Below are 25,372 nucleotides of genomic sequence, written 5' to 3' on the forward strand. Positions count from 1 at the left end.
AAATGGACATAAAAAAATTAAATAAATACGATAAAGCTTATTTACGAATTGCCAAGGAATGGGGTTCGTTATCGTATTGCAAACGTAAGCAGGTAGGTGCAATTATTGTAAAAGACAGAATGATCATTTCTGATGGATACAATGGAACACCAACCGGATTTGAAAACTGCTGCGAAGATGAAAATGGATTAACGCGTTGGGATGTTTTACATGCCGAAGCAAATGCTATTTTAAAAGTAGCCCGGTCAACACAATCCTGCGAAGGTGCAACCTTATATATTACATTGTCACCCTGTAAAGAATGCAGTAAATTAATACATCAGTCAGGTATAAAAAGAGTAGTGTATCAAAATGGATACCGCGACGATTCCGGAATCCAGTTTTTAATGAAAGCCGGTGTCGAAGTTGAACATATTCCTGTTTTAGAAGAATTAAATGAAATTTAACTCAAAATATTTACCCATTGTTATAGGAGCGGCTTTTGCTCTTGGAACCGTTCTCGGAAGTATGATGAATGCTCCTGTAGAGGATAGCCTCTTGGCTAAAAATAATTCTAAGACAAAACTCAACAAGCTGATCGATTTTATTAATAATGAATATGTTGACAATGTTAACACCGATTCGATTGTAAATCTGACAGTAGATAATATTTTGTCGAAATTAGATCCGCATTCTGTTTATATTCCGCCAAGCGAACAAGCCGAAGTTGCCGAAAGTATGAAAGGTGATTTTGTAGGAATAGGAATCAATTTTTACATGTACAAAGATTCTGTGGCCATTATAAAACCTGTAGAAAACGGTCCTTCGGCGAAAGCCGGATTAAAATCAGGTGACCGGATTTTATTTGCAGGGAAGACTAAATTGTTTGGGAGAAGACTGCCTTCTGATAGCTTGTTTTCAAAATTAAAAGGAATAAAAGGTTCTGAAATTGAGTTGACCGTTTTTAGGAAATCGGAACAAAAGAAACTTAAATTTAAAATCAAAAGAGATATTATTCCTCTAAAAAGTGTCGATGCCTCTTTGTTGCTTGATAATAAAATTGGTTACATTAAAATAAATCGTTTTGCCGAAACGACTTATAATGAGTTTAAGGTTGGCTTGACAAGATTAAAACAAAAAGGAATCCAGTCGCTGGTAATTGATCTTCGTGATAACGGTGGTGGTTACATGGAAGAGGCCGTTGCTATTGCCGATGAGTTTCTTAAAGATAAACAGCTGATCGTTTTTACAAAAAATAAAAACGGCAGTACCGAGAAAACATATGCTACGGAAAAAGGCAGTTTCGAAATCGGGAAAGTGACAATTTTAATTAATGAAAACAGTGCTTCGGCAAGTGAAATTCTGGCAGGTGCAATTCAGGATAATGATCGTGGAACCATTGTTGGCCGCCGTTCTTTTGGAAAAGGATTAGTACAGCGCGAAATGGATTTTAATGACGGATCAGCAGTAAGATTAACAGTCGCCAGATATTACACGCCAACGGGAAGATCAATTCAAAAACCTTATACTAAAGGAAACGAAGAATATTATAAAGAATCAGAAGCAAGAATAAAAACAGGCGAGTTGTACACTAAAGACAGTATAAAAGTAGCTGATTCTTTAAAATTTAAAACGCCAAAAGGGAAAATTGTTTACGGCGGCGGTGGAATCGTTCCTGATATTTTTGTTCCGATCGAAGCAGAACACGGAAACGAAAATGTTGCTTATTTGCTTCAAACGGGAATCGTAGGCCATTTTGTTTTTGAAGAATTAGATAAAAGCAGAAGTGTTTTTGCCGGACTTCATTTCAATGAATTTTTAATGAAGATGAAGAAGTCGGATGTTTATTTTAAGAAATTTCAAACTTACATTTTGCAGACCGGTTTGGATTTGAAACTGGATAAAACAAAAGCCTTGGTAAATCGTCATATCACAGCTGAATTTGCCCGACAGTTATATGGAGAATTGTATTATTATGATGTGATTTTGAAAGATGACATAATGATTAAAACGGTTTTGAATCAGAAGAAATAATTTAAATTTTATTTTAATGAACAAAGATGCTATTGTGAATGCCGAAATTGAACTTTTAACCGCAATTAAAAATTCAGATGTTTTAGCTTTAGATAAAATCCTGCATGATGATTTGCTTTTTAATTTGCCGGACGGTCAAACCATTACCAAAGAATTTGATTTAAATGCGTATCGTTCCGGAAAAATGAACATTCATACGCTCGAGGCTTCTGATCAAATTATAAATGTAATTGGAGATTCGGCAGTTGTTTCTGTTATGGTTTTACTTAAAGGGACATACGACTCTAATCCGTTAGACGGAACTTTTCGTTATATTCGGGTATGGAAGCAATTTGAAGAAAATTTAAAAGTGATTGGAGGAAGTTGTGTCCAGTTACATTAAGCAACTAATTATAATTTAAAAGAATGCTTAAAGGTTGTTAATAATAAGTCAAAATATGAAAAATTTAAAAAAAATAAGTTTACTGTTCATTTTAATGGTTTTTGTAGTTTCATGCGCTTGTATGAAAGATAAAAATACAGTTTCAGGAAAAGTTGGATCGATAGAATCAGGAAAAGACGGTTATACAGCTAAAATTACTACTGATAACAAGGAAGTTTATTTTGCAACAATCAGCATTGTTAATGTAGGCGGACCTCAAAACTACAAACAATTGAAAGAAGGTGAAGAAGTAACTTTAAAAGGAGAAATCTGGAAAACTGATACCGAGAAACATATTAAAGTGAAGGAGATTGTTTCGGTTAAATAAATAGGAAGTTTTGAGAATAGTAAAATACTTTTTTTATTTTTATTATAACAGTAATTACTGGTTTTTTGAGTATTTTCTCTCTTGGTAGTTATGAGCAAAAAATGCAATTAATCAATGAGCTTCCTTTTTCATTTATATATCGCTTTTTAAGTGTTTCAATTATCGGGCTAATTGGAGTAATCATATTGCTGATTATTAATTTTCTTGTTGATAAATTAATATTGAAAGATGTAAATATAAGCACGCTGAGGGAATTGGCGGTTAAGGCGTCAGTTCCAGTAATTTTAGTGGCTTTATTTGGAGTATTTGTGTTTTTCTTTTTGTGATAATCTATCGAATACTATCATGCACATGAGTCTGCACACCATTATTCCATAAAGTCAAAATATCTGTGGCAACGGCAGCACCACTTCCGGCAGCAATTGCCAATTGGCTTCTCCAGCCAGCCAAAGTTCCAATAACATAAATGCCGTCGGCTACTTTATGATCATCATTTTTGAGCTGAATACGCTGTTTTTCCGGTAAAGCTTTTTTGTGTGGTGCAACATATTGCATCAAACCTTCAATATCGAAAGTATTGGCAGAACCAATTCCGATGACGATACTTTTTGTTTTGTATGAGTTTTTGTTTGTAATTACAGTAAATTCAGGATAAGCGCCCTCAATTTTAATTACTTTTTCGTTTGGAATCTGAGTGATATGCGGATATATTTGAGCTAAATCCTGCGTACTTTCTGTTAGTAACTCAGACCCTAATTTGCCTGGTTTTATTCCATAAGCATTATAGAAAATGGCTTCCTGTAAAGAAGAATTCTTTTGATGAGTAAAAATTCCGATTTTTTTATCAGTAACAAAAGCTTTGTTTTTAGCAGATCCTAAAACGAGTGCGCATGACATGCCCGAAACGCCTCCGCCTACAATTAAAACATCAAACATATTATCTTCCGTTTGTTTTTTCTTCTATTTTTTTGGAAATTCTAAAAATCAAAAGAATTAAAACGGCACAAAAGGAAGCAGCAATTCCAATAAAAGCAACAATACTGTCTCCCTGAAAAGGATTTTGGAAATCAAGTAAAGTGATGTTGAAAACAATTAAAGCTAATGCCAAAAGCACTAAGATGGAAGTAAAGATTTTCATAAGGTTGTTTATTTGTCTAAAATAACAAAGTAAAGTTGATCAGTATAAATCATTGCCCAACTGTATTTTAGAAATTTTATGGGTGTAAATTTATAAAAATATCTGTTAGACGAACAAACCTTTAACATTAGCAGCGAATAATTTAACAGCAATTGCCAAAAGTATTACTCCAAATGTCTTGCGGACTACACCAAGTCCGTTTTCTCCTAATAATGTTTCGATTTTTTTGGATGATTTTAAAACAATATATACTAAGATGATATTCAATAAAATGGCAATAATAATATTGATGGTATGAAATTGGGAACGCAAGGAAAGTAAAGTAGTCATAGTTCCTGCTCCGGCAATTAAAGGAAATGCAAGTGGAACGATAGAGGCTGATCCCGGTTCTTCGTCACGGTAAATACGGATTCCTAAAATCATTTCCAAAGCAAGGAAAAACAATACAAATGAACCTGCAACAGCAAACGAATGTACATCAATACCTATAATATTAAGTAAGCCTTCTCCAATAAAAAGAAAAACTATCATGATCACTCCGGCCACAATCGAAGCTTTTTCCGATTCGATATGACCGACTTTTGCTCTCAGGTTTACGATAATCGGAATGGATCCTACGATATCTATTACTGCAAAAAGCACCATTCCTACAGTGATAATCTCCTTAAAATCAATTTCTAACATACCTTTTTTATTTAGAGGTTAATGATGTGCAAAGGTAAATAATAAAGTCAGGGCTTTTTATTGTTTTGAGTCTAACCAGGGATTTTTGTTATAAAAACATGTTTTTTTGATTAAAAAAATACTATTTGTAACATTAAACGATTTCTATTATTAATTCATTGGTAGAAGAAGAAGATTGCTGGTTTGAATTTATCCCACAGACATCTGGATAGTTTAACTATCTTTGCACTTTATAAATTCAGTATTTTAATTATCATGTTTCAATTAGGAAAAACCATTATTTCAGAAGATATTCTTGAAAAAGAATTTGTGTGCAACTTGTCAGCTTGTAAAGGAGCCTGCTGTGTTGACGGAGATGCTGGTGCGCCTTTGAGTGAAGCAGAAACTAAAATTCTTGAAGAAATTTACCCGAAAGTGAAACCGTTTTTACGAAAAGAAGGAATTGCAGCCATTGAGGCGCAAGGAGCCTGGGTAAAAGGAACAGATGGTGATCTTGAAACACCATTAATTGACAATAAAGATTGTGCCTATGTTATTTTTGATGGAAAAACAGCACTCTGCGGAATCGAGCAGGCTTACAATCAGGGAATCGTAAACTGGAAAAAACCGGTTTCTTGCCATTTATATCCAATTCGTGTAAAAGATTTCACTGAGTTTGCTGCGGTGAATTATGACAAATGGGATATTTGTGATGATGCCTGTTCTTTAGGTAAAGAATTAGAGGTTCCGGTTTATAAATTTGTCAAAGAAGCTTTGATTCGCCGTTTTGGCGAAGATTGGTATTTGGAACTTGAGAAAGTAGCGGAAGAGCATAAAAATTCATAAAATCCGAAACTCTTAGTTATGATTTTGAATTAGTATTTTTTAACTCAAAAAATAAATTTTTTAATCCTAAAAAAACTTTTTAAAGTAATCTTAAATCCCTTGCTTTTTATTGTAAAAAGTCTATATTTTATAGGGCTTTAGGGTTTAAGGTTGTTGCTTAAGTTATTCATTTTCAATAAATTAATTATTGTCTGAAAAATGTTTCAATTTTTTAGCTTTGTTAAAAACTACCTTGGATTGTGAATAAGTTTGCCTTTTATTTTTGGCTACAAATGACAATCTTTGTAGTCTATTGAATCAGGGGGATTCAATAGCAAAATTAAACAAAAAAGTAATGTCACAAGTTGAACCAATATTACAAGAAAATAAGAATCGTTTTGTCATTTTTCCAATCAAACATCATGATATTTGGGAATGGTATAAAAAAATGGAAGCTAGTTTCTGGACTGCCGAAGAAATCGATTTGCATCAGGACTTGACTGATTGGAATAATAAACTAAGTGATGACGAAAGATATTTTATTAAACACATTTTAGCATTCTTTGCAGCTTCTGACGGAATCGTAAATGAAAACCTTGCTGAGAACTTTGTAAATGAAGTTCAATATGCTGAGGCAAAATTTTTCTATGGTTTCCAAATCATGATGGAAAACATTCATAGCGAAACATATTCTTTGTTGATTGATACTTACGTGAAAGATGAAGCGGAAAAAGCAGAATTATTTAATGCTTTAGAGGTTTTTCCTGCGATTAAGAAAAAAGCGGAATGGGCTTTGAAATGGATCGATTCTGATTCGTTTGCTGAAAGACTTATCGCTTTTGCTGCAGTTGAGGGAATTTTCTTCTCAGGCGCTTTCTGCTCTATTTATTGGTTGAAAAAACGTGGATTAATGCCAGGTTTGACATTCTCTAATGAATTAATTTCACGTGACGAAGGCGTACATTGCGATTTTGCAGTACACCTGCATAATCATCACCTGGTAAATAAAGTTTCAAAAGAAAGAATCAAAGAAATCATCGTTGATGCATTAGATATTGAAAGAGAATTTGTTACAGAATCTCTTCCGGTAAGTTTAATTGGTATGAACGCTGGTTTAATGACCCAGTATCTGGAATTTGTTGCTGATAGATTATTAGTAGAATTAGGTTGTGATCGTGTTTATGGATCAGCGAATCCGTTTGATTTCATGGATATGATTTCTCTTCAGGGAAAAACCAATTTCTTTGAAAAACGTGTTGCCGAGTATCAAAAATCAGGGGTAATGAATACTGACAGTGATGCTCAGAAAATTTCATTTGATGCAGATTTTTAGATTATGCAGCAATTTTTAGTGTCTACCACGAAACACTAAAAAGACAATAAAATTAAGAAACGAAAGTTTCTATACTAGACAATTTTTAAGATTGGATCTCTTTCCCAAATCGTTGATCCGGTTACATTTTACAATTAATTTTCATCTGTTTTTTTAGATCGAAAAGCAAATAACTATGGGAATCCTACTGTTCTCAAAAAATAATTTAAAAACACACAATGTTTAAGTGCCGGAATTCGTTTTCCAGTGACTTTCATTTTCAATAAACTAAAAAAGGTAAGCTTATGTATGTAGTAAAAAGAGATGGCCACAAGGAGCCGGTAATGTTTGATAAGATTACAGAAAGAATCAAAAAATTATGTTACGGGCTTAATGAGCTCGTAGATCCTGTTAAGGTAGCCATGAGAGTTATCGAAGGATTGTATGACGGAGTTTCTACATCTGAATTAGATAATCTTGCGGCAGAAACGGCAGCTTCCATGACTATTGCACATCCTGATTATGCGCAATTGGCAGCTCGTGTGGCGATTTCAAACTTACATTCTAATACTAAAAAATCTTTCTCAGAAACGATGAAAGATATGTATCACTACGTAAATCCAAGAAATGGACAAGAAGCGCCATTACTTTCGGATGAGGTATATAAAGTGATTCAGGAAAATGCAGCATTTCTGGATTCTCATATCATTTATACAAGAGATTTCAATTATGATTACTTCGGATTTAAAACTCTGGAGCGTTCGTATTTGCTAAAGATAAACGGAAAAATCGTCGAAAGGCCACAGCATATGCTGATGCGTGTTTCCGTTGGGATTCACTTAGACGATTTGAAATCGGTAATTGAGACTTACGATTTAATGTCTAAAAAATATTTCACGCATGCAACACCAACGTTGTTCAATGCGGGGACCCCAAAACCTCAAATGTCTTCTTGTTTCCTTTTGGCGATGCAGGACGATAGTATTGACGGAATTTATGATACATTAAAACAAACAGCTAAAATCTCGCAATCTGCAGGAGGAATTGGTCTTTCTATTCATAACGTTCGTGCAACCGGATCTTATATTCGCGGTACAAACGGAACTTCAAACGGAATCGTTCCGATGTTGAGAGTTTTTAATGATACGGCTCGTTACGTAGATCAGGGTGGGGGAAAACGTAAAGGTAGTTTTGCGATTTACATCGAAACCTGGCATGCTGATATCTTTGATTTCCTGGATTTAAAGAAAAACACAGGAAAAGAAGAAATGCGCGCGCGCGATTTATTCTTCGCGATGTGGACATCCGATTTATTCATGAAACGTGTTCAGGAAGATGCCTCATGGACTTTGATGTGTCCTAACGAATGTCCTGGATTATACGATGTTTACGGAGAAGAATTCGAAACAATGTATTTGGATTATGAATTTAGAGGAAAAGGTAGAAAAACCATTCGTGCACGTGAATTATGGGAGAAAATCCTGGAATCGCAAATCGAAACCGGAACACCTTATATGTTGTACAAAGATGCAGCAAACCGTAAATCAAACCACAAAAATTTAGGAACAATTCGTTCATCAAACTTGTGTACTGAGATTATGGAGTACACATCAAAAGATGAAATCGCGGTTTGTAACCTGGCTTCTATTTCGTTACCAATGTTCATCGAAAACGGAAAATTTGATCATGAAGCACTTTACAATGTTACCAAACGTGTAACCCGTAACCTGAACAAAGTAATCGACAGAAACTATTATCCGGTAAAAGAAGCTGAAAACTCTAACATGCGTCACCGTCCGGTAGGATTGGGAGTGCAAGGTTTAGCAGATGCTTTCATTATGTTGCGTATGCCGTTTACAAGTGATGAAGCTAAAACTTTGAACCAGGAAATTTTCGAAACATTATATTTCGCAGCTGTAACCGCTTCTATGGAAATGGCGAAAGAAGAAGGACCATATTCTACATTTGAAGGATCTCCAATGTCAAAAGGAGAATTCCAATACAATATGTGGGGAATGAAAGATGAAGAATTATCTGGACGTTGGGACTGGGCATCTTTAAGAAAAGAGGTAATGGAACATGGAGTTCGTAATTCATTGTTAGTAGCGCCAATGCCAACTGCTTCGACTTCGCAAATTTTAGGAAACAACGAAGCTTTCGAACCCTATACATCAAATATTTACACACGTCGTGTATTGTCCGGAGAATTCATCGTAGTAAACAAACACTTGCTTCACGATTTGGTAGAAAGAGGTTTGTGGAACGAGACTTTGAAACAAGAAATCATGCGTCATAACGGATCAGTTCAAAATATTGACGTGATTCCGCAAGACCTGAAAGAATTGTACAAAACCGTTTGGGAAATGTCGATGAAAGACATTATTGATATGTCACGCCAAAGAGGTTATTTCATTGACCAATCGCAATCATTGAACTTATTCATGCAGGACGCCAACTACTCTAAGCTAACGTCAATGCATTTCTACGCCTGGCAGTCAGGTTTAAAAACAGGAATGTATTACCTAAGAACAAAATCTGCGGTTGATGCGATTAAATTCACATTAAACAATGACAAAAAAGAAGAAGTTCCAAGTTTAGTTGCAGAAACTGAAGAAATCAATGTTGAGGAATACAAAGCGATGTTGTTAAAAGCACAAGCTGCTGGTCCTGAGGATTGTGAAATGTGTGGGTCTTAATTTTTTAGAATAAAGAAGATAGAATAAAGAGAAAAGATTTATTCTTAGTGATAGAAAGCAGTTATTGTAATGATAGCTGCTTTTTTTTTTAGGAGCTATTCCCGCTTTCCGTTGCAATCTTTTTATTTTTAAAGGAAAAATAAAAAGGATTTCCACTTCAATCGGGGCTAGGTTTTCGGTTTCATAATAAATTTGTATTCACAGTTTGTCATTCCGTAGGAATCTCAGACTTGCTGAAACTTACGTTTAGAGATTCCTACGGAATGACAAACGTTGTGGTTAAAGTATTAATATGTTTCTAAATAATGATTTTAAGGCTTAGACACTTTTCTAAAAAATTCCAATTAAACCTTTTCAAAAATCCAAAGTCTTATTCTTAAATAATTCTTAATTTTATGAAAAAAAGCAATCTTTGGTCGTTACGTTTGGGCTTCTCAGGAAAGGAAGCTTTTAAAATTGAAAAATTCGGATTAGAAAAATTTCTAAAGAAATCTTATGATTCAAAGTTTGATACCCAATTTCCTGCTTTTTTACAAGACAGCCCCAAAACAATTGCTGCATACAAAGAATTACGCCAATCCATAAAAAATCTCGATCCCGAAGAGAAAAACAAAATTCAGAAAAAAGAGGTTCTGACTACTGTCGAATTAAAAAAATGGTGGGTTGCAAAAATGCAGACTGATGAATTTCCGTTACGCGAAAAAATGGTTTGTTTTTGGCACAATCATTTTGTTTCAACTTCCCAAAAAGTAAAAATCAATTACTGGATTTACCAGCACAACATGATTTTAAGGGAAAATGCTTTTGGAAATTTCAAGGAACTGACCAAAAAAATCATAAAATCGAATGCGATGGTCAAATATCTGGATAATGTTGATAATAAAAAAGGCAAAATCAACGAAAACCTAAGCCGCGAATTGCTGGAACTATTCACTATCGGAATCGGAAATTATACCGAAGAAGATATTAAAAACGGTGCAAAAGCTTTGGCAGGATTAAATTATGACGATGAAGGTGCAGTTTACAGAAAAAATTCAGAAGATAACAGCAATAAAACCTATTTCGGAAGAACAGGAAACTGGAAAGCCGATGATTTGGTTGATATTATTTTCGAACAAAAAAACATACCCTATTTAATTACGCGAAAAATTCTGAAATGGTTTCTTTACGATAATCCCTCAGAAGAATCGGTTAAATATTATGGCGATTATTTCAGAAAAGTAAATTTTGAAATTGAACTGTTGCTTACCAAAATCTTTACTGAAGAATATACCAAGGATATTTCAGGTAATAAAATCAAGGATCCTTTGGTTTATATTTCGCAACTTATTGATGAATTGCAACTGAAAGATTATGATGAAACCATGATTGTTGCCTTTCTAAAACAGCAGGGAATGGATTTGTACAATCAGGTCAATGTGAAAGGCTGGGATGGTGGAAATTCATGGCTGACTTCGCAAGTCTATCTGCAGCGAAATAATACTTCAGATTTGCTTTGCAGCGGGAGAAGTCTTTCAAAGAAAATAATCAGGAATATGATGAGTGAAGACAATCCGAAACCGAAAAGAGAATTCGAAAAAACAGAAGTTAAGATCAAATATGACTCTGACGGAAATAATAAAACCATTATTACGGAATTGTCCAACAGATTATTATTTACTGTAAATGAATCGATGCAGAAAGACATGGAAAATTTGCTCAAATATGATTTTGATCCCAAAGATCTCAATGCCAATTTTGCTGTAATTCGTTTGTTTAATTATATCATCAAATTGCCGGAATATCAGTTGATTTAAAAATCTATCATTATGAACAGAAGAAATTTTTTAACGTTAACAGGGACATTTACCGGCGGAATGTTGGTGCTTCCGAGTTTTTTACATGCTTTTGGTACGCAGGATAATTTGATTATTGGCGAGCAATGTCTGGTTTTTGTTCAACTCAATGGAGGAAACGACGGATTGAATACTTTTATTCCATACGAAGATCCTTTGTATTATGATTTGAGAACCAAAATTGCCCTGAATAAAGAGGCAGTTGTAGGTAAAAATAGAGGAATGGCTTTTCATCCTGCATTAAAAGATTTTGCCCAGATGCAGCAAAACGGAGATTTAACGGTAATCCAGAATGTGGGTTATCCGGAACCGGTTCGTTCGCATTTCCGCAGTCAGGAAATTTGGCAAACGGCTGCAGATTCCAATAAATATATAAACGAAGGCTGGTTGGGACGTTATTTGGATCTGCAATGTCACGATCATCAGCCAACGGCCGGAATCAACTTGGATTCAATTGATAATCTGGCATTAAAAGGAATGGAGCCGAATACAATCACGGTAAAAGATCCGGATCGTTTTAAGGTGAAGTCAAATAAGGAAAATGAAAAGCTATCAGATAATCCGCAATTGGATTTTGTCCGTAAAATTGCCAATTCGGTTGTTGAAGGCTCAGATGATATTCAGAATGCACTGAAACAATCAAAAACAGAAATTAGTTATCCAAAAACAGGATTGTCTAAAAACCTGGAATGGATTGCCCGACTGGTAAAAGGGAATCTGAATTCAAAAGTATATTACACATCGCTTGGCGGATTTGATACGCACGACAATCAGCTTTCTATCCATGAAAGAAAATTGACAGAATTAAATGATGCGCTATTTAGTTTTTATAATGATTTAAAACAGGCACAATTGCTTCAAAATGTTACCGTTGTTGTATTTTCAGAATTTGGAAGACGCGTTAAAGACAACGGAAGCGGAACTGATCACGGAACTGCAGCGCCAATGTTTGTGATTGGAGGAAATAATAAAGGAACAATTTTAGGGAATAACCCAAATTTATCTGACTTAGACAATGGCGATTTAAAACACCAAATTGATTTCAGGTCTGTTTATGCTTCATTATTACAGCAAAAAATGGGTTTTGATTATTCAAAAATCGGAATTAAGAATAATCCGGTTTCAGGATTGTTTTAGTTTTTTGAGAAGCTATTCCCGCTGTACGTTTCAATCTTTTGTGCCGAACCCCGGCACAAAAGGATTTCCACTTCCATCGGGGCTAAAAAATATTCTCGTTTCAAAATAGTCTTTAAAAATTGAACCAACTTCCAAACCTTCCTCAAAACTAATTGTCTAAATCTCATTTTAAGCTGGATTTATTAAAATATTATACAAAACATCTTTAATTTGTTAAGAAATCCTTTTTTGTTTCAGAAAATGCATTATTTTTTTTGGTGCGGTTAAAATAATTTATACATTCGCAGAGAATTTAAAAAATAACACAAACAAAATGGCAAATAACCGTTTTTATTTTAGCAACAACTTTTATTTCTTCTTTAGTAGAAGTTAGGATTGTGCTATGGTTATTTGAAAAAATTAAAAGACAAATAAAACTAATATACAATCCTGATGAAAATCAGGATTTTTTTTTGACTATATGACAACTAAAATTGCAATACAAGGTATCAAAGGATCTTTTCATCATCAGGTCGTAAAAGAATATTTTCCTGAAAATGTTGAAATTGACGAATGTTTATCTTTTGATGAATTGATTGACAGCCTGCTTTCCGGAAAAACGGATCAGGCGGTTATGGCAATTGAAAATTCGATTGCAGGTCCAATTATTCCGAATTATGCTTTGATTGACAAGAATAATTTACACATTATAGGAGAACATTATTTAAGTATTCACCAAAATTTAATGGCTTTGAAAGGTCAGAAGATCGAAGATATTAAAGAAGTTCATTCGCACCCAATGGCGTTATTGCAATGTATGGATTTTTTAAAACAATATCCAAATATCAAATTAGTTGAGGATAAGGACACTGCTGAAACTGCCAGAAGAATTGAACAAAATCAATTAACCGGAATCGCAGCAATTGGAAGCAGAACAGCATCTGAAATGTATGATTTAGAAATTCTGGCACCGGAAATTCAAACGATCAAAAACAATATGACGCGTTTTGTGATTATTAAAAAGCAGAATTCATTTTTGCCGGAAAGCGAAATCAACAGAGCTTCCATCAAATTTGAATTAGATCATAAAAGAGGAAGTTTAGCAGCAGTTTTAAATGTAATGAGCGACTGCAAACTGAATTTGACAAAAATTCAGTCACTTCCAAAGATTGAAACACCGTGGAAATATTCATTTTTCGTAGATGTGACATTCGAGAATTACGAAGATTATTCGAAAGCTAAAACATTACTAAATATTATGGCAGAATATTTTAAGGTGTTGGGAGAATATAAGAATACAAAACCTTTTATAAGTTAGAGGTTATTTGTTAAAAGTTATAAGTCAAAAAAAGAAAGCATAAAGCTTACGGCCTAAAGCCTAAAGCATTTTAATAAAAATAAAAATGATTACAACAGCAAAAAGATTAGATACAGTTGAAGAATACTACTTTTCATCAAAATTGAGAGAAGTTCGTCAACTAATGTCTGAAGGAAAATCTATCATCAATATGGGAATCGGAAGCCCTGATTTGAGTCCGTCGAAAGCAGTAATTGAAGCGGTTGCCTCCGCCATTCTGGATGAAAACGGTCACGGTTATCAGAGTTATCAGGGATTGCCGGAATTGAGAAAAGGAATGGCAGATTTTTATCAGAATCAATTTGGTGTTGAACTAAATCCGAATAATGAGATTTTGCCTTTGATGGGTTCGAAAGAAGGAATTATGCACATTTCGTTAGCTTTTTTAAATGAAGGCGATCATGTTCTGATTCCGAATCCAGGTTATCCGACATATACTTCGGTAACCAATTTGGTAGGAGCAGTACCGGTTTATTATGATTTGAAAGAAGAAAATGCATGGGAACCGGATTTTGGAGCTTTAGAAAAATTAGACCTTTCGAAAGTGAAAATTATGTGGCTGGGTTACCCGCATATGCCTACAGGAGCGAGAGGAAGTTTGGCGTTATTTGAAAAATTGGTTGCTTTTGCTAAAAAACATAACATATTATTGGTAAACGATAATCCGTATAGTTTTGTTTTGAATGATAATCCAATGAGTTTATTGCAGGTTGAAGGTGCAAAAGATGTGGCTCTGGAATTGAATTCACTTAGTAAAACATTCAACATGGCCGGCTGGAGAGTGGGGATGGTTTTAGGAAATCCTGAAATTATTGATGCAGTCTTAAAAGTAAAAAGCAATATGGACAGCGGTATGTTCTACGGAATTCAGAAGGGTGCAGTTGCCGCTTTGAATTGTGATAAATCCTGGTTTGAAGACCAAAACAAAATCTACAGACGCCGCAGGGAATTGACAGAAAAATTAGCAGAAAAATTAGGCTGCGAAGTTTATAAAGAAGGAGTAGGACTTTTTGTCTGGGCAAAATTGCCGGAAGGAATAGTATCAGCAGAAAAGTTCATTGACGAAATATTATACGAGAAACATATTTTTATCACACCGGGAACGATCTTCGGAAGTAATGGTGAAGGATATATCAGGTTTTCGTTGTGTGTGAAAGAAGAAAAAGTACAAGAGGCAATAGACAGGTTTTAGTATTAAGATTTTAGAAACAAGAAACAAGATTTTTATACAGATTGTCAGGCTGAGCGGAGTCGAAGCCCCTTTAAGTTATAAGCCTTCGACTCCGCTCAGGGTGACAGAAAGGTTAAATTGAAATCAGAGTTCTTGAAAAACAAGAAGCCCTAGCCCTGATAGAAGCGGCATCCTTTTATGGTCTCGTTTTTTTTACGAGACCATAAAAGATACAGCGGATAGCAGGAATTAGCTTCTAATAAAAATAAATATGAAAGTATACGTAATAGGAATAGGGTTAATTGGTGGTTCGATGGTGCTTGACATCAAAGAAAAACATCCTGATGCTACTATTTTTGGAATCGACAGCAACGAAAAACATTTGCAGGAAGCAATTGATCTGGGTGTTATCGATCAGGCAGGAAACTTTGAAGATTTGGCTGAAGCCGATTTTGTAATTGTTTCGGTTCCGGTGGATGTTGCCTTGGTTGTTTTGCCGAAAGTATTGGATTTGGTTGGCGACAATACAATTGTTTTTGAGGTTGGATCGACTAAAAAACCAATTTGTGATGCAGTAGCAAGCCATCCGAAAAGAAGAAACTTTATCGCGACACATCCAATTGCAGGAACGGAGTTTTCCGGACCCTCAGCGGCGATAAAAGGTTTATTTCAGGGGAAAACGAACATCATTTGTGAAGTGGAAAAAACCACTTTTAAGTTGCAGGAAAAGGCTTTGAAGCTTTTTAGTGAAATTGGAATGAGGATTCGATATATGGATCCGGTTTCGCATGACAAACATATTGCCTACGTTTCGCATTTGTCGCATATTAGTTCGTTTATGCTCGGGAAAACGGTAATGGACAAGGAAAAAGACGAACAGGATATTTTTGATATGGCAGGAAGTGGATTTGAAAGCACTGTTCGTTTAGCAAAAAGTTCACCTGCAATGTGGACACCGATTTTCAAGCAGAATAAGGAACATGTCATTGAAACATTAGAAGAATATATTTCGAATCTCAGTAGGTTTAGAGATTTGCTAAAAGAAGAAAATTACAATGCCATTTTTGAAGAAATGGAAAGCACAAATAAAATAAAAGAAATACTAAACGGATTAACAATTAAAAAGTAAACTATAATAAAGATGGAAAATAAGAAAGAAATGAGAAAGTGGTTAGATGATTTCAATTTAGATCACCCACTTGTGATAGCTGGACCTTGTAGTGCAGAAACGGAAGATCAGGTTTTGAAAATTGCTCACGAATTGAAAGATTCAAAAGTTAGTGTGTTCAGAGCCGGAATCTGGAAACCTAGAACGCGTCCGGGAGGATTTGAAGGTGTTGGGGAAATTGGTTTGAAATGGTTACAGAAAGCAAAAGCTGAAACTGGTTTACTAATGGGAACTGAAGTTGCGACTGCAGCGCATTGTAAACTGGCTTTAGAACATGATATCGACGTTTTATGGGTTGGTGCGCGTACAACTGCAAACCCTTTTGCGGTTCAGGAAATTGCGGATACATTGAAAGGAACTGATAAAATCGTTTTGGTTAAAAACCCTGTAAACCCGGATTTGGCTTTATGGTTAGGCGGTGTTGAGCGTTTACACATGGCCGGAATTGAGAAATTAGGAGTTATTCACAGAGGTTTCTCTACTTACGAAAAAACAAAATACAGAAATATTCCGGAATGGCAGATTGCTATCGAATTGCAAAATAAATTCCCTGACCTACCATTAATCATCGATCCGTCTCACATTACAGGAGATCGTAAAATGATTTTCGAAGTAACGCAAGAAGCTTTAGATTTGAATTACGATGGTATGATTATCGAAACGCACTACGATCCGGATAATGCATGGTCAGATGCTGCTCAACAAGTGACTCCGGATGCTTTGAAACAAATCATTAAAGATTTAACGATCAGAAAAACAGATGATACTACAGATGAGTACAGTTCAAAAATGACGAAACTAAGAGCCAACATCGATGTTTTGGATGCTAACTTATTAGAGTTATTAGGAAAACGTATGAAAGTAGCTGACGAAATAGGTCAGGTGAAAAAAGATGCTAACGTAGCGATTCTTCAAAATAGCCGTTGGAACGAAATTTTAGGAAAAATGATTTTAGAAGGTGAGAAAAAAGGTCTTACTGAAGAGTTTGTTTTGAAAATGTTCAAAGCGATTCACCAGGAAAGTATTGGTCACCAGGAGAAAATTTTCAACGCGTAATTTTCTTTTAATCATATAAGTGATATAAGTTAATCTTAAGTTTTTTAAAATTATTGAATTTAAGTTTTCTATATCATGAACGTGATTCAGATATTTAAAAATTAGAATCTCCACCGCTTTGAAAGAAGTGTTGGAGATTTTTTTATGATTTTAAATGCCGAAATCAATGGGTTTCAATTGTAAAACAGTAATTTTGTGCTTTAATATTTTTTGGATTTCAGAGCAATCTGAAATCCAAAATCTAAAATCTAAAGTTTGAATGACAGGACTCGTATATAAATCTACAGGAAGCTGGTACACCGTAAAATCGGAACAAGGCGATTTTATAGAATGCCGTATGAAAGGGAAGTTTAGGATGAAAGGTATTAAAAGTACCAATCCTATTGCTGTAGGGGATATTGTCGATTATGAATTGGAAGAAACCTCGGATGCTGTAACGGGAACGATTTTTAATATTCACGAAAGAAAGAATTACATCGTTCGTAAATCGGTTAATCTGTCGCATCAGATGCATATCATTGCGTCGAATATTGATCGTGTCTTTTTATTGATTACGATAAATAATCCACCAACAACCTTCAATTTTATAGACCGTTTTTTAGTTACTGCCGAAGCTTACAATATCGAAACAATTTTGGTCTTTAATAAAATTGATACTTTTGATGAAGCAACTCTGGACGACCAATTGTATATGCAATATGTCTACCAGCAAATTGGTTACAAATGCCTTCGTGTTTCATCGACTGAAATGAAAGGTATTGACGAATTGAAAGAAATGATGATTGGGAAAGTAAGTATGTTTTCCGGACATTCCGGTGTTGGAAAATCGACTTTGGTAAATGCGATGGAACCTTCTTTGCATCTTAAAACCAAAAATATTTCTGAAGCCAGCAAACAAGGTCAGCATACCACGACTTTTGCGGAAATGTATGATTTGTCTTTTAATGCAAAAATCATTGATACTCCCGGAATTAAAGGATTCGGAATTGTGGATATGGAGAAAGAAGAAATCAGCGGTTATTTCCCCGAGTTTTTCAAATTAAAAGATCAATGCAAGTTTAACAACTGTTTACATAAAGAGGAACCTCATTGTGCTATAAAAGCAGCTTTGGAGAAAGACGAAATTGCCTGGTCGCGTTACAACAGTTATCTTAAAATACTGGAAGGCGATGAGGAAAATTATCGCACAGATTCTTATGATGAAGATCGTAAAGCCAGTGACGAATTGAGAAAATAATTTGATTGATCTGTTATTTGAAAGAAATCATTTAATAAATATTGATTTACATAAATTATCAATATTTTTGAGTAAATAAAATAAAAAATATGATTACATATATTAAAATAAATGGGTTTAAGTCCTTCCATAATTTTGAAATGGAATTTACACCTTTTACTGTAATTGCAGGAGCAAACGCTTCTGGGAAAAGTAATCTATTTGATTCATTAACATTATTGTCGAGACTTGCAGATTCTGATAATTTAAAAAAAGCGTTTAATGAGCAAAGAGGAGAATTTATAGAATTGTTTACTCAATATGGTGATGATAATTTTGCAACAGAAATGGAGTTTATCGTTGAAATGTTGGTGAATAAGAATATAAAAGATGCTTGGGGAAATGAGAGTAAATTAAAATATACAAGATTAAGATACGAGTTGTCAATTAAAAGAATTACTAATTCTTCAGGAATTGAAGATTTATTAGTTTCAAAAGAAAATCTTATCAAATTAAATCATCAAGAAGATAAATGGATTAATTTGATTTCAAAAAAAGCGTTAGAGTATTGGAGGCCAAAAGTAGTAACGGGAAAGAGAGGAATTCCTTATATTGAAACTAAAACTGAGAATAGCTTGTTAGCGGTAATTGTTCCTCAAGATGGTGCTGGTGGTGTTAAAAGAAGATTTCCTTTAAATAATGCTACAAGAACTGTTTTAAGTAGTTTTGATACAATTGACTTTCCACATGTTTTGGCAGCTAAAGAGGAAATGAAAAGTTGGAAATTCTTGCAACTTAATCCAGAAGATTTACGTCAAGCAACTAGTAAAAACAATGGTGAAGATACAATATCAACTAGTGGAAGGAATTTAGCTGCAGCTTTATATAGGATTAAACAAGAGGATAATTATGCATTGAAAGAGATTTCGAGAAAGCTAAATAAATTCCTTCCTAATTTTATAGAAGTTGATGTTATAGATGATAAAGAAAATAAACAATATCTAATTAAACTTAAAGATGTTGAAAAGAAAGAATTTTCATCAAGAGTTTTATCAGAAGGAACTTTAAGAATTTTGGCTTTATGTATTTTAGAGTTTGATGATAAACATACTGGTTTATTATGTTTTGAAGAACCTGAGAATGGTATTCATCCCTTTAGAATTAAAGCGATGACCGATTTACTCAAGGATTTATCTGTAAATTTTAATGAAACAGGAATACCTCTTCGACAAGTAATCGTAAATACACATTCTCCTGTTTTGGTAGGTAATTTGATGAAATGGCAGAATGATAAAAATGTAAGTATTTGGTATGCTCAAATGAGAAATACAATAACTGAAATAAACAAAACAAGATTGAAAATTAGTACTACAAAAATTAGTAGAGTAATTAAAGATGATAAGCTTCAGCAACTTAATATAGTATTCTCTGAACAAGACAGGAAACTAACTTTAGCCATAGTTAAAGATTATTTGCAAACAGCAGAATTTGAAGATATAATTTTTAACTCATGAGTAATTTCATTTTAACTGGATTATTTACTGAAGGAACTACTGATAATCGATTTTTAGAAAGCGTTGTAAAAAGAACTTTAGAAGATGTCGCTTTTGATTGTAGTGGCGATATAGATGTAGAATTAGAAATAATAAAAATTGACAAAAGTGGATTAACTTTTAATCAACAAGTATTAGAAGCATCTAAATATGCATTTGAAAAATTTAGCATTTTATTATTGTTTGTACATACTGATGCAGATAGTAAAAGCGATGAATTAATTTTTGAAAATAAAATAATTCCTGCACAAGAGATTCTTTCAGCACAAAATGATGAATTCTATTGTAAACATATAGTAGCTATTGTTCCGGTTCAAATGACTGAATCTTGGATGATTGCTGATAAAGCACTTTTGAAAAGTGAAATAGGTATTGAAAAAACTGATGCTGAATTAGGCATTCATTTGAGTCCTGAAAAATTAAATGACCCTAAAAGTCTAATAGAAGAAATTATACGTTTGTCAAAGGAAGATGAAACGAAGAGAAAAAGAAATAGAGGCTTAAACATTTCTGATTTATATCAAATTGTCGGACAGAAAGTCGAATTGTCAGAATTAGAGAAATTACCATCTTATTTGAAATTTAAGAGTTCACTAATTGAAAAGCTTAAATTGTTGAATTTTTATCATAAATAAAAATGAAAGTTGTTCTTCAAAGGGTCTCTTCGGCCTCAGTTACTGTTGATGGAAATAAAACTGCTGATATTCAAAAAGGATTATTGGTTTTAGTTGGAATTGAAGATGCCGATACTTCGGAAGACATCGACTGGCTGGTTGGGAAAATCATTAAAATGCGGGTTTTTGGCGATGAAAATGATGTCATGAACTGCTCTGTTCAGGATATTGATGGCGATATAATTGTGGTAAGCCAATTTACGCTTCATGCCTCTACAAAAAAAGGAAATCGTCCTTCATATATAAAAGCTTCAAAACCCGAATTTGCGATTCCAATATATGAGAATTTCGTAAAATCTTTAGAAAAAGAGTTTAATAAAAAAGTTCAAACAGGAATTTTTGGTGCGGATATGAAAGTCAGCCTCTTAAATGACGGCCCTGTGACGATTTTAATTGACAGTAAAAACAAGGAGTAAAAAGTCTTAAGAATTTGTTAAGAATTTCTAAAAATAATATATATTTGGCGAAAATACTTACTAATGAAAAGCTCTTGTTTTGTGTTACTTTTTTTCTTGTCTACGCTTATTTCTTCTGCCCAAAAGAGCGAGTATGCTATAACCAAAATTGCTGATAGTCTTAAGGAAAATGCGAATGCGGTTGTTCGTCTGGATCAAATGGATATTACAATTTCTTCCCAAAGAAGTATGAATATCAAAACACAAAGAGTTGTAACAGTTTTAAACGAAAAAGGATCAAGTGAAATTGATGCTTATCAGCACTATGATAAAACAACATCAATAAAAAGTATTGAAGCAATTGTTTACGATGCGTTTGGAAATGAAATTAAGAAAATCAAACGAAAAGATTTTAAAGATCAGAGCACTGTAGGCGGGAGTACTCTTTTTTCGGATAATCGTGTGCTTTATTTAGAATATACTCCAATCTCATATCCTTTTACGATTATCTATAATAGTGAAATTGAAACTTCAAATACAGCTTTTATACCACAACGGTATTTTTTGGGAGGCTATTATACAAGTGTAGAGAAATGTGTCTTAAATGTTACTTTTCCTAATAATCTTGGATTTAAAAAGAAGGAGTTTCAGTTTTCTGGTTTTAATATCCAAAAAACAGTCGATACCGATACAAAACTAAGTTATGTTGCAACTAGTATTTTAGCTCAGAAATCAGAAGATTTTAGTCCATCTTCCCGCGATCTTTTCCCAAGAGTAATGATGGGTTTAGAAAGTTTTCATTTAGAAGGTGTCGACGGAACAGCAACAACCTGGGAAGCATTTGGTAAATGGTACGGTGATAAAATCCTAACAGGAACTACTGTTTTACCGGAAGAAACCAAAGCCAAGATAAAAGCACTTGTTGGCGACGAAAAAGATCCTGTAAAGAAAGCGAAAATCATTTATGACTATGTGCAGAAAAAATCAAGATATGTAAATATCGCTATTGGTATTGGAGGATGGAAACCCATGCTTGCTTCTGATGTTGATCGTTTAGGTTATGGAGATTGTAAAGCATTATCAAACTATACAAAAGCACTTTTGCAGGCAGTTGATGTTCCTTCATACAATACTATTTTATATGGTGATCGTAACAAGTCCGATATTCAGTCTGATTTTGTTTCTATGCAGGGAAATCATATGATACTGGCAATTCCAAACGGGGATAATTATACATGGCTGGAATGTACAAGCCAGGATGATCCTTTTGGCTATCAGGGGACTTTTACGGATGACAGAGATGTTTTAGTGGTTAAACCGGAAGGTGGAATAATTGTCAGGACCAAAATATATGAGGACAAAGGGAATACCCAAACGGATAAAGGTACTTACAGCATTGATGAAAATGGTAATTTTTCTGGTTCAGTTATGATAATTTCTGAAGGCTCACAATATAGTTCGAAATCCAGAATAGAAACTTTACAGCCTACAGAAAAAGAAACACACTATAAAGAATATTGGGATAACATTAATAATCTTAAACTAGGCAAAATAATTTTTACCAATGATAAAGAGAATATTCGTTTTACTGAAGATGTTCAAATCAGCGCAGTAAATTATGCAGCTATTTCTGCAAATAAGATGATTTTTACTGTTGATGTGTTCAATAAAAATGATGGAAATGTTAAACGTATCAGAAACCGAAAGAATCCTTTTCAGATTCAGCGCGGCTACTTAGATACTGATGAAATTGAAGTTAATTTGCCTGCAGGTTTTTCTGTCGAATTTCTTCCTTCAAATTTTGAATTGAAAGGGAAATTTGGAGAATATAAAACCGAAATCATCAAAAAAGAAAATAATAAATTGACTTATAAGCGCAGCATGCTAATAAATAAAGGTAAATATTCAAATAAGGAATATGATGAATACCGTGCTTTTATGGAACAGGTTTCAAGAAACGATAACGCCAAAATTATATTAACCAAGAACTAACCAGATGAAAATTAACCAACTGCCAATTATTTTATTCTTCTTCTTTCCATTTTTTAATTTAACAGCCCAAGAATTTAAATTAGGAAAAGTATCAATTGCCGAATTAGAACAAAAAGTGCATCCAAAGGATACTTCGGCAGTAGCTGCAATATTATATAAAAAAGGAAAATCCAGCATAGAATATAATAATGAAGGATTTGTTTTAATTACACAAGTAGATGTGCGTATTAAAATATATAAAAAAGAAGGTTATGATTGGGCAAATCAAAGTGTAACGTATTATATAGGGGATAATGATTCAAGAGAAAAAGTCGAGTTTTCAGATGTCAATACTTTTAATTTAGTCAATGGTAAAATTGAAAAGACTAAATTAAAAAGTGATGGAGTTTTTAATGAAGAGGTTAATAAATACAGATCCAGAAAAAAGATTACCATGCCTAATGTAAAAGAAGGTTCTGTATTGGAATATAGCTATACTGTAAGAACATCTAATATAGGGATGATGCGAGACTGGGCTTTTCAAACCGGCATTCCTGTTAATTATTCTGAATTTAAAACTTATATTCCGGAATATTATACTTTTAATGTTAGGCAAAAAGGATATGTTTTTCCTAAAGCAACTACAGAAAAACGATCAAAATCAATTGTATTTACAAATAAAGAAAGATCGGGAGGCAATGGTTTCTCAGCTGCACAAACAACTTATTCTACAGATAAAGTTGATTATCTTGAAACACAAACAACTTATATCGCTCAGGATTTACCTGCTATGAAAGAGGAATCGTATGTTAATAATATAGATAATTATACTTCCAGTTTAGAACAGGAACTTTCTATGATTAAATATCCGAACAGCCCCATCAAATCTTTTTCTGCAGATTGGAATTCAGTAGCAAAAACAATTTATGAATATGACGATTTTGGCCCGGAATTAAATAAAACAGGATATTTTGAAGATGATTTAAAAACAATTTTGGCAGGAATAAATACACCCGAAGAAAAAATATTGGTTATATTAAATTATGTTAAATCCAGAGTGAAATGGGATAATTATCATAGTTATGGTTGCGATAAAGGGGTGCGAAAAGCTTATCAGGAAAAAACCGGGAATGTTGCGGAGATAAATTTAATGTTAACCGCGATGTTGCGTTATGCAGGCTTGACTGCAAACCCGGTTTTAGTAAGTACAAGGTCAAACGGAATTGCTTTATTTCCTAACAGAACTGCTTTTAATTATGTAATTGCTGCTGTTGAAACGCCAAATGGTAATATATTATTAGATGCAACTGATAAGTTTTCAACTCCAAATGTTCTGCCTTTTAGAACTTTAAACTGGTTTGGAAGATTAATTCGAAAAGACGGAACCTCCGAAGAAGTAGATTTGATGCCTAAAAAACTTTCGAACGATATCGTTTTTATGAATTACAGTATTGATTCTGAAGGAAAGGTAACAGGTAAAGCCAGAAGACAATGCAGTGATTATAATGCAATGATAACAAGGAATAATGTTAGCTCGCTTAAAGAGGATGAATACCTGGAAAAACTCGAAAACGACAACAATAAAATTGAAATCAGTGAATACAGCAGAACAAATGAAAAAGATATTTTATTGCCAATTATAGAAACATATTCTTTTACGGGGAATAACTTATGTGAACTGATTGGAGGTAAAATTTATGTTAGTCCGATGTTATTTTTTACAAATAACAAAAATCCGTTTACTCAGGAAGTAAGAGAGTATCCTGTAGATTTTGGTTTTCCTTATGCAGATAAATATAATATCACAATTCAAATTCCCGAAGGATTTACGGTAGAAACATTACCGGCTCCTGCAATACTAACAACGGCGGATAATTTAGGAACTTTTAAATTTAATATTGTAGTAAACGAAAATACACTTCAATTGTCTATTGTACACCAAATTAATGAAGCAATAGTTTCAACTGAAAAATATGAAATGTTAAAGGAATATTATAAAGGAATGATTGCTAAAGAAACGGAAAAGATCGTTTTAAAAAAGATATAAGATGAAATTTGCGAATATAGTAATCCGACACAAGAAAAATTCAATTTGAGTTTAGATATTCCCGAAGGCTATATGGTAGAATCGATGCCAAAGCCTATTCGGATCTCATCAGAAGATAAAAAAATAGTTTTTGTATTAGATATTTCCAATATGGGAAATAAAATTCAAATTGCAAGTATCAAAGAAATTAGCAATAGTATTTTTGCCGCAGATGAGTACGATGTCTTAAAAGATCTTTTTCAAAAAGCGATTACCAGTCAAAATGAGAAAATTATACTCAAAAAAATATAATTATAGATTGAAAAATCAATAACTAATCTGAGTTTTTCTTTTTGTATTATAAGACTATTCTTTATATATTTTTATTTTTAAATTCTTATCGCCTTGTTTGTCAGTTATTTCTGCTTTAAAAATGCT

23 protein-coding genes are annotated in these 25,372 nt (G+C 33.6%); 20 read left to right on the forward strand and 3 right to left on the reverse strand.

All coding sequences use genetic code 11. The features are described 5' to 3' along the window. Positions 1-2 precede the first annotated feature (2 nt). The 4 genes from ACEN92_RS16620 to ACEN92_RS16635 are packed head-to-tail and all read left to right on the forward strand — an operon-like array spanning position 3 to position 2,762. Entirely contained in the window at positions 3-446 is a 444-nt protein-coding gene (locus tag ACEN92_RS16620; RefSeq protein ID WP_495639454.1) for a deoxycytidylate deaminase, read from the forward strand. Then, positions 436-2,013, forward strand: coding sequence for a S41 family peptidase (locus tag ACEN92_RS16625; RefSeq protein ID WP_495639455.1), 1,578 nt, complete (start codon positions 436-438; stop codon positions 2,011-2,013). The genes ACEN92_RS16620 and ACEN92_RS16625 overlap by 11 nt, the downstream gene beginning before the upstream one ends. A 16-nt stretch (positions 2,014-2,029) precedes the next feature. Next, a complete protein-coding gene (locus ACEN92_RS16630; protein WP_495639456.1) occupies positions 2,030-2,395 on the forward strand; it encodes a nuclear transport factor 2 family protein in 366 nt (121 codons plus the stop codon). Positions 2,396-2,450: 55 nt separating this feature from the next. Next, positions 2,451-2,762: a hypothetical protein gene (locus tag ACEN92_RS16635; RefSeq protein ID WP_495639457.1), complete on the forward strand. Its 312-nt coding sequence runs from the start codon at positions 2,451-2,453 to the stop codon at positions 2,760-2,762. Between the two features lie 330 nt (positions 2,763-3,092). On the opposite strand, the gene ACEN92_RS16640 is transcribed toward ACEN92_RS16635, so the two are convergent. The 3 genes from ACEN92_RS16640 to ACEN92_RS16650 form a co-directional block, all read right to left on the reverse strand. After that, complete coding sequence (locus ACEN92_RS16640; RefSeq protein ID WP_495639458.1) at positions 3,093-3,698, reverse strand: FAD-dependent oxidoreductase; 606 nt, start codon at positions 3,696-3,698, stop codon at positions 3,093-3,095. 1 nt (position 3,699) lies between these two features. Further along, positions 3,700-3,900 carry a hypothetical protein gene (locus ACEN92_RS16645; protein WP_495639459.1) on the reverse strand — a complete coding sequence of 67 codons (201 nt, stop codon included), beginning with the start codon at positions 3,898-3,900 and terminating at the stop codon, positions 3,700-3,702. A gap of 105 nt (positions 3,901-4,005) precedes the next feature. Beyond that, the gene (locus ACEN92_RS16650; RefSeq protein ID WP_495639460.1) at positions 4,006-4,584 is read right to left on the reverse strand and encodes a MarC family protein; all 579 of its coding nucleotides are present in this window, start codon (positions 4,582-4,584) and stop codon (positions 4,006-4,008) included. 255 nt (positions 4,585-4,839) lie between these two features. Here ACEN92_RS16650 and ACEN92_RS16655 point away from each other — a divergent pair, with 255 nt between their 5' ends. From ACEN92_RS16655 to ACEN92_RS16730, 16 genes are all read left to right on the forward strand, one after another. After that, positions 4,840-5,409 (forward strand): DUF3109 family protein, encoded by a 570-nt coding sequence (locus tag ACEN92_RS16655; protein ID WP_495639461.1) that lies wholly within the window; start codon positions 4,840-4,842, stop codon positions 5,407-5,409. A gap of 334 nt (positions 5,410-5,743) precedes the next feature. Then, the gene (locus ACEN92_RS16660; protein WP_495639462.1) at positions 5,744-6,721 is read left to right on the forward strand and encodes a ribonucleotide-diphosphate reductase subunit beta; all 978 of its coding nucleotides are present in this window, start codon (positions 5,744-5,746) and stop codon (positions 6,719-6,721) included. Positions 6,722-7,005: 284 nt separating this feature from the next. Next, positions 7,006-9,396, forward strand: a complete 2,391-nt coding sequence (locus ACEN92_RS16665; RefSeq protein ID WP_495639463.1) for a ribonucleoside-diphosphate reductase subunit alpha — start codon at positions 7,006-7,008, stop codon at positions 9,394-9,396. A 395-nt stretch (positions 9,397-9,791) separates the two neighbouring features. Then, positions 9,792-11,192 carry a DUF1800 domain-containing protein gene (locus ACEN92_RS16670; protein ID WP_495639464.1) on the forward strand — a complete coding sequence of 467 codons (1,401 nt, stop codon included), beginning with the start codon at positions 9,792-9,794 and terminating at the stop codon, positions 11,190-11,192. 12 nt (positions 11,193-11,204) lie between these two features. Then, the gene (locus tag ACEN92_RS16675) at positions 11,205-12,368 is read left to right on the forward strand and encodes a DUF1501 domain-containing protein (protein WP_495639465.1); all 1,164 of its coding nucleotides are present in this window, start codon (positions 11,205-11,207) and stop codon (positions 12,366-12,368) included. Between the two features lie 460 nt (positions 12,369-12,828). Further along, positions 12,829-13,665: a prephenate dehydratase gene (locus ACEN92_RS16680; RefSeq protein ID WP_495639466.1), complete on the forward strand. Its 837-nt coding sequence runs from the start codon at positions 12,829-12,831 to the stop codon at positions 13,663-13,665. A gap of 85 nt (positions 13,666-13,750) precedes the next feature. Next, positions 13,751-14,896, forward strand: coding sequence for a pyridoxal phosphate-dependent aminotransferase (locus ACEN92_RS16685; RefSeq protein WP_495639467.1), 1,146 nt, complete (start codon positions 13,751-13,753; stop codon positions 14,894-14,896). 250 nt (positions 14,897-15,146) lie between these two features. Then, positions 15,147-16,004, forward strand: a complete 858-nt coding sequence (locus ACEN92_RS16690; protein ID WP_495639468.1) for a prephenate dehydrogenase — start codon at positions 15,147-15,149, stop codon at positions 16,002-16,004. Between the two features lie 12 nt (positions 16,005-16,016). Next, positions 16,017-17,099, forward strand: coding sequence for a chorismate mutase (locus ACEN92_RS16695; protein ID WP_495639469.1), 1,083 nt, complete (start codon positions 16,017-16,019; stop codon positions 17,097-17,099). Positions 17,100-17,358: 259 nt separating this feature from the next. Continuing rightward, complete coding sequence (gene rsgA, locus ACEN92_RS16700) at positions 17,359-18,336, forward strand: ribosome small subunit-dependent GTPase A (RefSeq protein WP_495639470.1); 978 nt, start codon at positions 17,359-17,361, stop codon at positions 18,334-18,336. Positions 18,337-18,425: 89 nt separating this feature from the next. Next, complete coding sequence (locus tag ACEN92_RS16705) at positions 18,426-19,829, forward strand: AAA family ATPase (RefSeq protein WP_495639471.1); 1,404 nt, start codon at positions 18,426-18,428, stop codon at positions 19,827-19,829. After that, complete coding sequence (locus ACEN92_RS16710; RefSeq protein WP_495639472.1) at positions 19,826-20,503, forward strand: hypothetical protein; 678 nt, start codon at positions 19,826-19,828, stop codon at positions 20,501-20,503. Before ACEN92_RS16705 ends, ACEN92_RS16710 begins: the two co-directional genes overlap by 4 nt. A gap of 2 nt (positions 20,504-20,505) precedes the next feature. Beyond that, a complete protein-coding gene (gene dtd, locus ACEN92_RS16715) occupies positions 20,506-20,958 on the forward strand; it encodes a D-aminoacyl-tRNA deacylase (RefSeq protein ID WP_495639473.1) in 453 nt (150 codons plus the stop codon). A gap of 63 nt (positions 20,959-21,021) precedes the next feature. Next, positions 21,022-22,929: a DUF3858 domain-containing protein gene (locus ACEN92_RS16720; protein WP_495639474.1), complete on the forward strand. Its 1,908-nt coding sequence runs from the start codon at positions 21,022-21,024 to the stop codon at positions 22,927-22,929. A gap of 4 nt (positions 22,930-22,933) precedes the next feature. Continuing rightward, entirely contained in the window at positions 22,934-24,955 is a 2,022-nt protein-coding gene (locus ACEN92_RS16725) for a transglutaminase family protein (protein WP_495639475.1), read from the forward strand. Positions 24,956-24,961: 6 nt separating this feature from the next. After that, entirely contained in the window at positions 24,962-25,246 is a 285-nt protein-coding gene (locus tag ACEN92_RS16730; protein ID WP_495642358.1) for a DUF3858 domain-containing protein, read from the forward strand. Positions 25,247-25,372 lie beyond the last annotated feature (126 nt).

The organism is Flavobacterium sp. Flavsp81, from assembly GCF_059491325.1.

Coding starts and splice junctions, on each gene's coding strand:
- ACEN92_RS16620 (WP_495639454.1), top strand. CDS start 3: ATGGACATAAAAAAATTAAATAAATACGATAAAGCTTATTTACGAATT.
- ACEN92_RS16625 (WP_495639455.1), top strand. CDS start 436: ATGAAATTTAACTCAAAATATTTACCCATTGTTATAGGAGCGGCTTTT.
- ACEN92_RS16630 (WP_495639456.1), top strand. CDS start 2,030: ATGAACAAAGATGCTATTGTGAATGCCGAAATTGAACTTTTAACCGCA.
- ACEN92_RS16635 (WP_495639457.1), top strand. CDS start 2,451: ATGAAAAATTTAAAAAAAATAAGTTTACTGTTCATTTTAATGGTTTTT.
- ACEN92_RS16640 (WP_495639458.1), bottom strand. CDS start 3,698: ATGTTTGATGTTTTAATTGTAGGCGGAGGCGTTTCGGGCATGTCATGC.
- ACEN92_RS16645 (WP_495639459.1), bottom strand. CDS start 3,900: ATGAAAATCTTTACTTCCATCTTAGTGCTTTTGGCATTAGCTTTAATT.
- ACEN92_RS16650 (WP_495639460.1), bottom strand. CDS start 4,584: ATGTTAGAAATTGATTTTAAGGAGATTATCACTGTAGGAATGGTGCTT.
- ACEN92_RS16655 (WP_495639461.1), top strand. CDS start 4,840: ATGTTTCAATTAGGAAAAACCATTATTTCAGAAGATATTCTTGAAAAA.
- ACEN92_RS16660 (WP_495639462.1), top strand. CDS start 5,744: ATGTCACAAGTTGAACCAATATTACAAGAAAATAAGAATCGTTTTGTC.
- ACEN92_RS16665 (WP_495639463.1), top strand. CDS start 7,006: ATGTATGTAGTAAAAAGAGATGGCCACAAGGAGCCGGTAATGTTTGAT.
- ACEN92_RS16670 (WP_495639464.1), top strand. CDS start 9,792: ATGAAAAAAAGCAATCTTTGGTCGTTACGTTTGGGCTTCTCAGGAAAG.
- ACEN92_RS16675 (WP_495639465.1), top strand. CDS start 11,205: ATGAACAGAAGAAATTTTTTAACGTTAACAGGGACATTTACCGGCGGA.
- ACEN92_RS16680 (WP_495639466.1), top strand. CDS start 12,829: ATGACAACTAAAATTGCAATACAAGGTATCAAAGGATCTTTTCATCAT.
- ACEN92_RS16685 (WP_495639467.1), top strand. CDS start 13,751: ATGATTACAACAGCAAAAAGATTAGATACAGTTGAAGAATACTACTTT.
- ACEN92_RS16690 (WP_495639468.1), top strand. CDS start 15,147: ATGAAAGTATACGTAATAGGAATAGGGTTAATTGGTGGTTCGATGGTG.
- ACEN92_RS16695 (WP_495639469.1), top strand. CDS start 16,017: ATGGAAAATAAGAAAGAAATGAGAAAGTGGTTAGATGATTTCAATTTA.
- rsgA (WP_495639470.1), top strand. CDS start 17,359: ATGACAGGACTCGTATATAAATCTACAGGAAGCTGGTACACCGTAAAA.
- ACEN92_RS16705 (WP_495639471.1), top strand. CDS start 18,426: ATGATTACATATATTAAAATAAATGGGTTTAAGTCCTTCCATAATTTT.
- ACEN92_RS16710 (WP_495639472.1), top strand. CDS start 19,826: ATGAGTAATTTCATTTTAACTGGATTATTTACTGAAGGAACTACTGAT.
- dtd (WP_495639473.1), top strand. CDS start 20,506: ATGAAAGTTGTTCTTCAAAGGGTCTCTTCGGCCTCAGTTACTGTTGAT.
- ACEN92_RS16720 (WP_495639474.1), top strand. CDS start 21,022: ATGAAAAGCTCTTGTTTTGTGTTACTTTTTTTCTTGTCTACGCTTATT.
- ACEN92_RS16725 (WP_495639475.1), top strand. CDS start 22,934: ATGAAAATTAACCAACTGCCAATTATTTTATTCTTCTTCTTTCCATTT.